At 60.0% G+C, this 12,799-nt stretch carries 9 protein-coding genes; 1 reads left to right on the plus strand and 8 read right to left on the minus strand.

Annotated elements, in window-relative coordinates; translation table 11 throughout:
- Positions 1–14: 14 nt before the first annotated feature.
- The 5 genes from ABD796_RS22805 to ABD796_RS22825 form a co-directional block, all read right to left on the minus strand.
- Complete coding sequence (locus ABD796_RS22805; protein WP_344912931.1) at positions 15–818, minus strand: carbohydrate ABC transporter permease; 804 nt, start codon at positions 816–818, stop codon at positions 15–17.
- A gap of 41 nt (positions 819–859) precedes the next feature.
- Positions 860–1,762 (minus strand): carbohydrate ABC transporter permease, encoded by a 903-nt coding sequence (locus tag ABD796_RS22810; protein ID WP_344912195.1) that lies wholly within the window; start codon positions 1,760–1,762, stop codon positions 860–862.
- Positions 1,752–4,724, minus strand: a complete 2,973-nt coding sequence (locus ABD796_RS22815) for an extracellular solute-binding protein (RefSeq protein ID WP_344912197.1) — start codon at positions 4,722–4,724, stop codon at positions 1,752–1,754. Before ABD796_RS22815 ends, ABD796_RS22810 begins: the two co-directional genes overlap by 11 nt.
- A 31-nt stretch (positions 4,725–4,755) precedes the next feature.
- Positions 4,756–5,865 (minus strand): ABC transporter ATP-binding protein, encoded by a 1,110-nt coding sequence (locus tag ABD796_RS22820; RefSeq protein ID WP_344912199.1) that lies wholly within the window; start codon positions 5,863–5,865, stop codon positions 4,756–4,758.
- Between the two features lie 238 nt (positions 5,866–6,103).
- Positions 6,104–7,108, minus strand: a complete 1,005-nt coding sequence (locus ABD796_RS22825; RefSeq protein ID WP_344912200.1) for an aldo/keto reductase — start codon at positions 7,106–7,108, stop codon at positions 6,104–6,106.
- Between the two features lie 579 nt (positions 7,109–7,687).
- Here ABD796_RS22825 and ABD796_RS22830 point away from each other — a divergent pair.
- Positions 7,688–9,028 (plus strand): LLM class flavin-dependent oxidoreductase, encoded by a 1,341-nt coding sequence (locus ABD796_RS22830; protein WP_344912201.1) that lies wholly within the window; start codon positions 7,688–7,690, stop codon positions 9,026–9,028.
- 253 nt (positions 9,029–9,281) lie between these two features.
- On the opposite strand, the gene ABD796_RS22835 is transcribed toward ABD796_RS22830, so the two are convergent.
- The 3 genes from ABD796_RS22835 to ABD796_RS22845 are packed head-to-tail and all read right to left on the minus strand — an operon-like array spanning position 9,282 to position 12,795.
- A complete protein-coding gene (locus tag ABD796_RS22835; RefSeq protein ID WP_344912203.1) occupies positions 9,282–9,992 on the minus strand; it encodes a metallophosphoesterase in 711 nt (236 codons plus the stop codon).
- A complete protein-coding gene (locus ABD796_RS22840; RefSeq protein WP_344912205.1) occupies positions 9,985–11,073 on the minus strand; it encodes an ABC transporter ATP-binding protein in 1,089 nt (362 codons plus the stop codon). Before ABD796_RS22840 ends, ABD796_RS22835 begins: the two co-directional genes overlap by 8 nt.
- A gap of 15 nt (positions 11,074–11,088) precedes the next feature.
- Positions 11,089–12,795: an ABC transporter permease gene (locus tag ABD796_RS22845; RefSeq protein WP_344912207.1), complete on the minus strand. Its 1,707-nt coding sequence runs from the start codon at positions 12,793–12,795 to the stop codon at positions 11,089–11,091.
- Between the last annotated feature and the right edge of the window lie 4 nt (positions 12,796–12,799).

Consider the following 12,799-nt stretch of genomic DNA (forward strand, 5'->3'; position numbering starts at 1 on the left):
GTCCTCCCCTTCGGTCATTTGATGCCGGAATGCGCCATCGTATCGATTACTTTCCCTTGCAGAACTACGAAAAAAATCAGGTTCGGCACCAGAATGATCAGTGCCGCCACCGCCGCGGCGCCTTGACGCGCCACGTTGTTGGCCAAATTGTTGGTCAGCGTGGAGAGGAAGAACGGGAACGTCTTCATCTCGTCGTCCTGCATGAAGAAGGTCGACGTCTCCATATTGCTCCACGAGCTCTGGAACGCCAGGATCGCCACCGTCGCCACGGCCGGCATGCAGATCGGCACGACAATGCGCAGGAAGACGACGAATTCGTTCGCTCCGTCGAGCCGCACCGATTCGAGCAGGGCGTCGGGAATCTGCTCCATGAACTGCTTGAGCAGAAACACCCCGACGGGCAGGGCAAGCATCGGCAGGATGTGTCCCCAGTACGTATTCATCAGGCCCAGACCGCTGACGACGAGATAGCGCGGAATTTGCACGACCTCGGGAGCGAACATGAGCATCAGCACGATCGTCGAGAAGACGAAGGCTCGGCCCGGGAATACGTGCTTGGCGAGCGCGTAGGCGCACAGCGCGCTGGCCGCTGTCGTAAGGACGACGGTCGCCAGCGAAATGCTGATGCTGTTGAACAAATACCGCGACAGCGGAATAATCGAGTTCGACGTCACCCACAGCAGCTCGATAAAATTTTGCACGGTCGGTTCTCGCACGAGAAAGTTCGGAGGATAAACGAACAACTCGTGGTACGGCTTGAATGCGTGGTTGAATATATACAAGATCGGCAGCAGCATCAATATGGCAAACAGCACCATGGATACCGTCAGCGCAATCCGCGAAAGACGGAACGCTTTTCTCACGCCTGCCCCTCCTTCGATCCGAACAATTTCCAGCTCAGCCGGTTGGACGCGTACATGAGCACCAGAAGGAATACGGAAATCGCCGCCGCATAACCCATCTCGAAGCGGACAAAGCCATAGTCGTGTATATGGTTGACGATCAAATGGCCGGCGTACTCCGGCGTCGGGTTTTTACCCGACAGCTCTACCCCGATCGCCCCTGTCTTGAACGTCGTGACGATGGCCATAACGGCGCCGAACAGCATTTGCGGCTTCATCGACGGAATCGTAATATACCATACCTCCTGCAGCCGGCTGCGGATACCGTCGATTTTGCCGGCCTCATACAGCGTAGGGTCGACGTTGAGAATGCCGGCCAGCATCGCCAGAAAGCCGACGCCCATGCTCGACCACAACGTAACGACGACCATCGAGTTCATCAGCAGCTTCGGATCGGTGACCCACAGCTTCGGAATGTCGATGATGCCCTGATTCAGCAGGAAGCTGTTCAGATAGCCGATCCGGTCGCCGGACAGCATCGGCAGCCAGATGATCGTCATGGCGATGCCGACTGTCAGCGACGGGGTGTACATCGCCAGCGCGATCCATTTGCGCAGCCGCGAGCTGAGCAGCGAGATGAGCCAGGCGAGAGCAAAGGCGGCCACATAGCCGCCAGGCCCGACGATCAGTGCGAATTTGAACGTGTTCGGCAGAGCGTATTTCAAGAACAGCAAATCCTGCGACACCAAATACTGAAAGTTGCTCCAGCCGATAAACACCGGCCGCGAAACCGCATTGTAATACGTAAAGCTGAGACCGATGGCGGTCAGCACCGGCACGACGATAAAGGCGATGAAGCACAGCATGAACGGAGCGATGAACAGATAGGACGTCCGGTGCGACCACAGTCTACTCCACATAGCGGTCGATCCCTTCCCACGGCCGGGCGATCACCGGCACGTCGAGCGGTTTCAGCCGGTTGCCCTCCTGATCGACGAACCCGAATTCCTGCTGTTTCCTGCGCAGCTCCCGGTTAATGTCCCGCACCGCCTGCTCCAGCGACGCGCGGTAATTCGTCGTGCCGACGACGGTACGGATCCAGGCGTTGTTCGTCTCCCGCTCCAAGAAGTAGCCGCCGGGCACGTTGGGGATGTCCTTGTACCATTTCCATTGCGTCAAAATCACCTGTGCATCCTCTCTTTTCCAGGGAAGCCGGGTGAACGCCTCCACATTGGAGGTGTTCCACCGGAAGGCGACGCCGTTCACCGCCTCCATATCGGCCCCGTACTGCTGCTGGACGTCGGCCGACAGCCACCATTTCAGAAACTGCCACGCCTGCTCCTTCTTGTTCGATTTCTCGAACACGACGCCGGTGCGTTGGCCGCCGCCGGCCCAGCGGGCGATCGTGCCGTCCTTCTGCCTGACCCCCGGCATAAGGGCGATTTTCCAGCGGTCGTTCAGCTCCGGCGCCGCCGCGGCCAGCTGCACGTACATGTTGTAGTCGGATATGCCGATCGGTATCGTCCCGTCGCGGAAATGCTGGTAGAAGCTCGGCACCTCGCGCTCGATCGCGTACGTATTGAACAGATCGGTCCACTGCTTGAAAGCTTTGAACGCCTCCGGCTGGTCCAAAGCCGTTTTCAGACCGTCCGGCTCATACAATTCCACATTATTCTGATAGAAAAACTGGGAAAATTGGCTCGGGTTCACGTAAAAATTCATATAGTTCTGCTGCAGCGTCGGCAAAATGTCGTAGACGTCCTCCCACGTTTGCGGAACGGCAATCCCGAGCTTCTTCAAAATGTCCTCGCGGTAAAACAATACCTGGAACGACTGCGTCTCCGGCACCCCGTAATAGCCTTCGTCGTAAAACAAAGGCAGCCACGAGCCGGGACTGAAGTTTTGGTACATTTGCGGGAAATCGGAAAAACCGGCCAAATTGTGCAAACTGCCGCGAATCGCCAAATCCACCGGCAAATCCTGAGTCAAGCCAAGCGCGATATCCGGCTGCACGCCGGCCGCATTGGACATGAGCAGAAGCTCCGGATTGGCCATCAGATTCACTTTGACCTGTATGCCCGTATCCGGCGTGAATCGCTCGTCCGCCAGCTGCTGGAGCTGATCGACGTAGTCTCTGCCCCGCTGCACCCAAACGTTCAGCTTGCTGTCGTCCAGCTTCGTGATGCTGTCCCGGCTGTCGAACGAATAGAAAAAGTTCGCCAGCCCGCCCCACGCCCGGCTCCACAGCGAAGCCTCCATGGCGGGAAGCGCTCCGTCTCCGGGGGCGATATAAATTTCGTCGAGCTGCAGCGACTGCTTGAGCAGCGTTTCGATGAAGGTGCCGAATTTGTCGCGCATCGCGGAAATTTCCTTGACGTTGTAGGGGATCTCCTCCGGCTTGCGCAGCAGCGAACGGATGTCTTTGGCCGCCGTATCGAGCCCTTGGCTGATCGAGTCCTTGTTGCCGTTCACTTGGACCGCCTGCGCGGCCAGCTGCTCCATTTGCTCAGCCGTCTTGGCGAGCTTATCCGTCAAGCCCGGAAAATCCTGCTCCATATTCCACGTCCGGTTGCGGTCGACAACCGCGCCGACGAGCGAGCGCAAATCCCAATCGATCGCGTCGAGCGTGCGCGAGATCGACTCGATCTCCGAAATGACCGGCTCGACCGGCGCATGGTTGACGGCCAGCGACAGCGTATGCTTGCCTTTCGTCAAATAGACGAGATACGGCTTGCCGTCCGGCTGCTCCAGCACCCGTCCTTTCCAGCTGGCGGAATAAGGAAAGCCGTAGGCCAGAAACTCGCGGAAAGGCACTTTCCCGTCAATCCGTACCGTGCGGAACGACGTTTTTTGCGAAACCGTGTTTTGCAGCGCCCGGAAGCCGATCTTGTAGGCTCCATCCGCAGGCGCTTCGAACGACCATGTAATTTCCTGGTTTTGCTCGACCCAGCGAATGCCTCCGACTGTATTGTACGTAATCCGCCCTTTCGCGCGCGGCACGGTGCGCGGATTACGGTCCGAGAACAGCTTGATGGCCGTGTCGTTTTTGCTTTCGAACTCCTCGGCCTGAATCGTCAGCGTCGGCGCTTGCGCCGGCGGCGATTTCGGATACGACGCGGATACTTCCTCGTATGAAGCGATGCGCTCCCTCGGAGCGAGCTGGATCTGCTCGATCGCCACGGGCTCGGCACCGGCCAGACGAAGCGTGTGGCTCCCCTTGGCGAAGTGCCATTGCAGCGGCTCGGCGTAAGCGCCGGAGGAATCGAGCAGCGCCCTCGTGCCCCACGTCGACACGTCCTTCGAGCGCGGGCGGATCTGGTCGCCGTCGCTGTTCGTCACAATCGGACGCACGTCCTGCCACGTCCGGTACAGCGCCGTCGACGACGATTCGGCGAACGGTCTGTCGCCGTCCACCGTCACCTCCAGCAATACCGGGCCGGACGCGCTGCTGCCGGTCAGCGGTCGGTAAGCGAGACGTATTTCGTACAGCGCGCTTTCCGGCACGTCGAACTTGTATTCGACCCACCCTTTGCCTGCCGCTTTCCATACGAGCACGCGCGATTTCCCGTCGTAATCGCCGACCGCCAGCTGCGCGGGGTCCGACACGCCGGACGGCTGATCCGCCCGTACGGTGACCGTCGACGACGCGTTCCGTATGCCCTGCTTCTCCCATCCGGCGGCGGCCTCGGCGTAAGACGGCTCCACTCCCGGCAATGCCGGGTCGGCGGAAGCGGCGATTGCCGTCCGGCCGTTGTCCGGGGCGGCTGCGGTTGCCGCTGTCGGCGCCGCCGGGACGGATTGAGCCGCCGCCGGGGGGGCGATGAGGCTTGCCAGCAGCGCGAAGCTGCCTATGTATTTCAACCACCGGGTGCTCGGGACCAACTTGCCACCACTCCCTTTTACGGCCATCGTGCTATTCTGTGAAGCGTTCTCCGGTATCCGGATGGAAAAAATGCGCCTTCAGCATCTGTACGCCGAGCCGAACCGTTTCGTTTGCTTGGAAATGGACCGACGGATCGACGCGGGCGATAGCCAGCTGCTCCTGACCGATGTCCACGTACAAGTACCGGTCGGCGCCCATCAATTCGGTAAATTTGTAGGCGCCGGATACGACTGCCTCGGAGAACAGCGCCTCCAGATTGAGATGCTCCGGCCTGATGCCGAGTACGACCGTACGATCGACCTGCTTGTGCTTCCTCAAGGCGCCGGCATGCGCCTCATGGATCGGCAGCTTGAACCGCGATGTATGAAACTCCAGCCCCCCGAGCTTGTTGTCGAGAATGCGGCCGCGCACGAAATTGATCTGCGGCGACCCGATGAAGCTGGCTACGAACATGTTGCTCGGCATCGAATAAATCCGCTCCGGCGAGTCGATCTGCTGGATGATGCCGTCCTTCATTACGACGATCCGGTCAGCCATCGTCATCGCCTCGATCTGGTCGTGGGTGACGTAGATAAAGGTCGTCTCCAGCCGCTGGTGCAGCTTGATGATTTCCATCCGCATCGAAACCCGAAGCTTCGCGTCCAGATTCGACAGCGGCTCATCCATCAGGAACAGCTTCGGATTGCGCACGATCGCCCGGCCGAGAGCGACGCGCTGCCGCTGGCCGCCCGACAGGTGCCGCGGCTTGCGGTTCAGAAACGACTCGATTTCCAGAATGCGCGCGGCGTTTTTGACCGCCTGGTCGATCTCGTGTCTCGGCAGTTTCGCCATGCGCAGGCCGAACGCGATATTTTCGAATACGCTCATATTGGGGTACAGGGCGTAATTTTGAAACACCATCGAGATATCCCGCTGCTTGGGCGGCACGTTGTTGACGAGCCGGTCGCCGATGTAAAGCTCGCCCTCGGATATTTCCTCCAGGCCCGCGATCATCCGCAGCGTCGTGGACTTGCCGCACCCCGAAGGGCCGACGAACACGATAAATTCCTTATCCTCGATGTCCATATGGAAGTCCTTGACCACTGCTTGCTTGTCTTTGCCGTATCGTTTGTACAGATGATGAATGCGAATGCTCGCCATACGTCCCTCCCGGTCGCCAAAACTCGCTACGTCTACTTCGCCCTTCGCCGGCCGAACCGCTATCGCGGCCAACCCGGGGCAAACGCAAAAACGGAGGTGTCCGCAACGATCCCTTGTGTGAAAGGTTCGCTGGACAGCCTCCGTTTGAACGGTCGATCATGAAATTGGCATTGCCATAGGCCGGCTGCTTCGCGCTGCGGCCGTAAGCCTTCCGCCGTGCTATGCGGGATGCGGCGGGTTACGCCTGCACCGGCACCTTGGGCGCATACAAGCTTTCCGTAATGCGGTCGATCTCTTGAAGCTCCTCGGGACTCAGTCGCGTATCCCAAGCATTGGCCGCTTCCGTCACCTGCTCCGGCTTGGAAGCGCCGAGGATCGCCGACGTGATGCCGGGACGGCTAAGCACCCAAGCCAACGAATATTGCGCGAGCGTCAGCCCGCGGCGGTCGGCCAGCGTCTTTAGCGCTTCCGGCAGCGTCAGGCTGTGGCTCTTCTGAAGCAGCTGCTGCAGCCGCTTCTCGCCGGCCGCAAGGCGGGAGCCTTCCGGCGGGGTTTCCCCGGCGCGGTATTTGCCCGTCAGGATGCCTCTGCCGAGCGGGCTGTAGACGATCACCCCGACCTGCTCGGATTGGACGAACGGGATCAGCTCCTGCTCGATTTCCCGCGAGATCAGGCTGTATTCCGGCTGAATGCTCTCGAACCGGTGCAGCCGGTTCGCGGCGCTGATGCCGTGCGCCTTGGCGAGCTGCCAGGCTGCGAAGTTGGATGCTCCGATGTAGCGCACCTTGCCTTGGCGGACCAGATCGTCCAGCGCGCCGAGCGTCTCCTCGAGCGGCGTCTCCGGATCGAAGCGGTGCACCTGGTACAAGTCGATATAGTCGGTTTTCAGCCGTCTCAGGCTGTTCTCGACCGCTTGAAAAATATGATAGCGGCTTTGGCCGGCATCGTTCACGCCCGGACCGACGCGTCCGTGCACCTTGGTGGCCAGGACGATGCGGTGTCTCCGCTCCTTCAGCAAATTGCCGAGAATTTGCTCCGACTCGCCGATCGAATCGGGGTTGCCGAGATCGGCTCCTTTGCCGTATACGTCTGCCGTATCGATCAGATTGATGCCGCTGTCGAGAGCGGTGTCGAGCACTTTGGCCGAAGCCTGCTCGTCGATCCACCGACCGAATGCCATCGTTCCCAGACTCACCTCGGACACCTTCAAGCCCGTTCTTCCCAAACGCCGGTAATTAGCCATGCTGGATATGCCTCCTCGGGTTTGCTATCGCTTTTTAAAACACACTAAGCCGATAGGTTTTTATTTAATTGGAGTTTATTGGGACTTACTATAGCAAGCATTTCGCCTCGCTGTCAACCCATTATTTTGTTTGGTTTTCGCTGTTCTTGTCGTTTCGGGCGTCTTCGAAAAACCGCCATCCGGCGCATAAGATGTAAGTAAATCCGCGCTCCTCGGTTGCAGCATGTGCGCCAGATCGCAAATAATCTTTTGGAATGCCCATGAAGAGTATGTATGGTACTCGGGCTTGGGATAGTACAATGCCGGAGGGCCGATCTTGCGCATTCGCATTCGGAACCGTTCGGCGATAAACGCCGGTTTAATTCTGAATTCGTTCCGGTCGCCGAAAATGAGCGATTGACAGTAAAAAAAATCCATGCTATATTTCCACTAAACATATCGGGATTTACGATATTCATTACGATATTCATACGTAAACCGGACAACCGGATGCAGGCCGTCGGCTATGCTCCGGTTTTTTTTGGCATCCTTTCGCCCGGAGCAAGTCTGGCTACTCTATCCAGAACGAGGTGCGGAACTATGGCTCAATCGAAAAAGCAAGCTCACTTGAACGTATTCATTCGCGGCTCCGGCCACCACGGCGGCGCCTGGAAGCATCCGGACTCGGACCCGGGAAGCGACCTCGGTCTCGATTACTATGCCAATCTGGCGCGTATCGCCGAGCGCGGTCTGCTCGACTCGCTGTTCATGGCCGACAACTACTCCGGACTCGGGCGCCGGCTGGAGCCGTTCACGCTGCTGTCCGCGCTCGCCGCCTTGACGAAGCATATCGGGTTTATCGCCACGGTCAGCACCACTTATAACGATCCGTTCCACGTCGCCCGGAAGTTCGCCTCGCTCGACCATCTGAGCAACGGGCGCGCGGCCTGGAACATCGTGACCGGCCATTCGCAGGCGGACGCGGACAACTTCGGCAAGCCCGGCCATCCCGAGGTCACGAAGCGCTACGATATCGGCGACGAATTCGTGGAAGTGGCGAAGCAGCTGTGGGACAGCTGGGAGGAGGACGCGCTCGTCTACGACCGGAAGACGGACACGACCATCTTGGCCGACAAGGTGCACGAGATTCGCTTCAAGGGCAACTATTATTCCGTCAAAGGCCCGCTGAACATCCCCCGCCCGCCACAAGGCTACCCGGTGCTCGTGCAGGCCGGCTCCTCGGAGAGCGGACGGGAGCTTGCCGCCAAGTCGGCGGAGGTCATCTTCACCGCCCAACAGACGCTGGGCGCGGCGAAGGAGTTTTATACCGACGTCAAATCCCGGCTGATCAAGTACGGACGTACGCCGGACCAGCTGCTGATCATGCCCGGGCTCGGAGCGGTCGTCGCCGATACGGAGGCGGAGGCCAAAGATCTGGAGGATGAGCTGAACGCGCTCGTGGATACGAAAAAATCGTTGAAGCGGCTGTCCAACTACTTCACCGTCGACTTGTCGGAATATTCGCTGGACGCGCTCGTGCCCGTCGATAAATCGAAGCCGATCGGCTCCTTGACGAACGGCATTACGAGCCGCCACGAAGTCGTCATCGATGCCGCTCGGCGCGACAAGATGACGATCCGCCAGTTTTTGAGCCGCAGTCTCGGCGGACACGGCCACATTACCTTTACCGGTTCGGTGATCCAGGTCGCGGACTTTATCGAGACATGGCTGCGCGAGGGCGGGGCCGACGGCTTTAATCTGCTGCCGCCGCTATTCCCGAGCGGCCTGGAAACGTTCGTCGACAAGGTCATTCCCGAGCTGCAAAACCGCGGCCTGTTCCGCACCGCTTACGAAGGGACAACGCTGCGGGAAAATCTCGGGCTGGCGCGCCCGGAAAATTCGCACAAGCAGCTGTGGGCGCTCGGCCGCGAGGCGAACTGACCGGCTGCGGGCGCTTGTCGATCTGGTGCCAAAGTCGCCCGCAGGGGATTTTTCCTGGCGCTTAGCCCTTCCTAGCGAAAAGCTTTTCCTGAACACTCATGCCGCCAAGCCTCCTTATGAGTGCCGCTTGGCGGTTGATCGCGGCATGCAGAAAGACGCTTCCCCCCACCCCTTGGTGGTTATGGAAGCGTCTTTGCCCATACATGAAGCCAATTAAGCAAGCTTTCTTTACCGCGAGCCTGACGGCAGAGGCTCATCGCTTGCCCCCGCAGAACAGCGCATCCGCCTCCGGCGAACGTCCTTGCAGCGTGATGCAGCGGACGTCGTGCGGCGGCTGAACGGACACGTAATAGTGCAAGCCGTTCGACAGATCGACTAAGCTTACATAATGGCCGTGACCGGCTCCGGTGTCGATGCCGATCTTGCCTTCGCCGAACCAGATCGCTTCGGCTCCGACACCGAAGCGAAACGTCGACGTATGCCCGAATACGACCGTCTGGCCGGGCAGCGCTGGCGAAGCATGAAACTCGTCGCGTATTTCCGTCAGATCGTCCGCCGTCTGGCGACGGAGCGGCACGCCCGGGCGCAGGCCGGCATGGACGAATACATAAGGGCCGCACTCCGCCCATAAAGGAAGGCTTGCCATCCAGGGCATGAGCGAGGCCGTCCGGGCCGCATCGGCTTCGCCGGCGGCGGGGGCGGCACGCAGCCACTTGCGTTCGTTATTCCCCTGCAAAGCGACCGCTCCGTCACGCTGCAGCCGGCGTATCCGCTCCAGCGTACCTGCGGAATCGGGCCCTTTGTTGACGTAGTCGCCGAGCAAAAACAGCTTGTCCCGCCGCGGATCGTACGCGGCGCGATCCAGCAGCAAGGCCAGCAAATGTCCGTATCCGTGGATGTCCGAAGCCGCCAAGATGTTCCCGGTCGGCGGGTTCGAGAACGTCCCTGTCGAGCCGCTACTCATCGGAAGCTGCCGGAAGGTCCGCATACATCATCGTTCGTTCGCGTGGAAGCAGCAGTTGAACCGCCTTGCCCGGCTCTACCCTCCGATCATGCACGATATGCACCTTTTGCCCGTCGCCGGTTTCGGCAATCAGTCTCCAGCGGGTGCCCTCGTATACCGACTGCGCAATCGTCGCCGGCAATGCGTTGCCGTCCCGCTTGCCGCTCTCTTCCCGAACGTCGATGTATTCCGGGTGAATCATGACGACGGCTTTTCCTTCCTTGCGGCCGGAAGCCGCCGCCCGGCCCCCGATCGTCGCGTTTGCGATACGCACGTTCGCGGTGCCGTCGCCGACGAACATCGCGTCGAGCCGATTGTGATACCCCATCAATTGGGCGACCCACGGCGTCTCCGGACGTTCGAACAGCACGTGCGGCTCGGCGATCTGATCGATATGTCCGCCGCGCAGCACCAGAATCCGGTCGGCAATCGTGAAAGCTTCCATCATGTCGTGCGTCACGTAAAGCGCGGCAATGGACAATTCGCCAAGCAGCCGGGCCAGCTCGTTGCGCATATCGGTGCGGAGCTTCACGTCCAGATTGGACAGCGGCTCGTCCATCAGCAGGATAGCCGGCTCCGTAGCCAGCGCCCGGGCGATGCCGACGCGCTGCTGCTGTCCGCCCGACAGCTCGGCGGGCAGACGGTCCAGCAGTCCGTCCAGCCGCAGCAGCGCCTGCAGCCGCGCGAGCCGGTCGCGCATCGCCTCCGGCGGCGTTTTGCGCCGCCTCATCCCGTATTCGATATTTTGCCGCACCGACATATGCGGCCATAGGGCGTAATCTTGAAACACCATATTGACGGGACGTTTTTCCGGAGGAACGTACGTTCGATCCTTTTCCACGACTCGCCCCTCCATGTGCACCTCGCCGCCGTCGGCTCTGGCGAGACCGGCCACGATTTGCAGCAGCGTCGATTTCCCGCATCCGGAAGGACCCAGAATGCAAATGCGCTCTCCTTTCTTCAAATCGAACGACAGCGGGTGCAGCACCTTTTGCTTGCCGAACGACTTGCTGACGTTTCGCAGTTCGAGAATAGGGTTCAATTCGTTAACCTCCCGTTATCGGCGTCGGTCGAGCCGGCGGAACGCCAGCCGCCCGAGCGCCTGTATCGCCACAATAATAAGGACGACGCTCGCTCCGCCGACGACCGTCGCCGCCGTCGCATACCCGTACTTGGAAAATTCGAACGCCCGGTCGATCACCAGCGGCATCAGCGCGTAGTTGGGCGGCTGCAGCATCGAGGCGAGCGCCAAATCGAAAATGCTCGTGCCGAACGCGGCCAATGTCGCAATTAGCAAAGAATGGCGCACAAGCGGCAGCACGATGTGCCGCATCCGGTCGACCATGCCGGCGCCCTGAATCGCCGCCGCCTTCAGAAGCGAGCCCGATACGTTGCCGAACGATCCCATCTGCACCCGGACCGCGTACGGAATCGCTCCCGCTATGGCGGCGACGACCAGCAAGGAAGGCGATCCGTATAGATGCAGGCCGATCGGCTCCAGCCATTTTTGGTTCCAGATGAAAATATAGCCGATGCCGAGCACGACGCCGGGCACCGCCAGCGAAATAACGGAAAACAGCTGGATCATCCCTTTGAAGCGGAATTCGGTAAACGACAGCACGTACGCAATCACAAAACCGATTGCCATGCTGAGTACGGCTGCCGCCGCGGCTATCGACAGCGAATGCATCAAGCCCTGCGCAAAGTCGATCAGCCGATGATCGCCTGCTCCGCCTCCCCATAGGGCGACGTAGTTGTCCAGCGTCACATTGCCGGCAGTCAGTCCTTCTCCGGCCCGCTTCAAAAAGGAGACGGCGACGCTCGTGCCGAGCGGAATGCCCGCGCAGACGGCTAGCACCACCCCGATCGCTATATTGAACAGCCATGCGCGCTTCGGCTTCGTCCTCACGGCGCGCACCGCTCTTGCATTCAAAAAATCGTATCTGGAGCGGCGTAAAGCGAAAACGAGCAGCGCCATAGCGGCCCCCAGAATAAGCACCAAGTAAAAGGCCAGGACGCCGGCCATGTCGAAGCGGACCGGCGATTGATAAATCGCCGAATAAATCGAATACGGCAGCGTAGGAAATTTGTATACCGTCGACAGCGCGGCCGGCAGACCGAAATCGCCAATCGTATCCATGAAGACAAGCGTCCATCCCGCCGCGTAAGACGGCGCGGACAGAGGCAGCTGTACGGTGCGCCAAACGGCGAACGGGCCGGCGCCGCACAGCTGCGCCGCCTGACCGAACTGCCGCACGTTCCATTCGGTAGCCCCAAGAATGGTCAAATACGCCAACGGGAACTTGCTGAGCGCCATGACGAACACGAGTCCGGCAGGCTGAAAAATAAAGGATGTGACCCAGGACCAGCCGAGCCACGAATGGACAAGACCGTCCGCGCTGGCGAACAGCACCCACCCTTGGGCAATCATGAAGGAGGGCGCGATCAGCAGCGTCCACACGGCTCCGTCCAGCCACCGGGCGGCGGCAAACTGCCACTGCGCCCGAATCGTGGCCAGCACGCCGCCGAGAACGGTGCCGAGCGTAGCCGCGCCGAGCGCGAGCGTCAGCGAATTCCAGAGAGACTGCCGCCACAGCGGACGTTCGAACAGGCCCAGCACTTGCCGGAAACCGCCAAACTGAACTTGCCCGAAAAAGATGCCCGGAAAAACGACATTGACAAGTACGGCCAACAAGGGCAAAAAAATAAAGACGAACAGGAGGAGAGTCACCCCCCCTCCCCAGCGCGCCTCGGAGGATATCATCGGC

This window comes from Paenibacillus hodogayensis, assembly GCF_039536325.1.
Classification (GTDB): Bacteria; Bacillota; Bacilli; order Paenibacillales; family NBRC-103111; genus Paenibacillus_AB; species Paenibacillus_AB hodogayensis.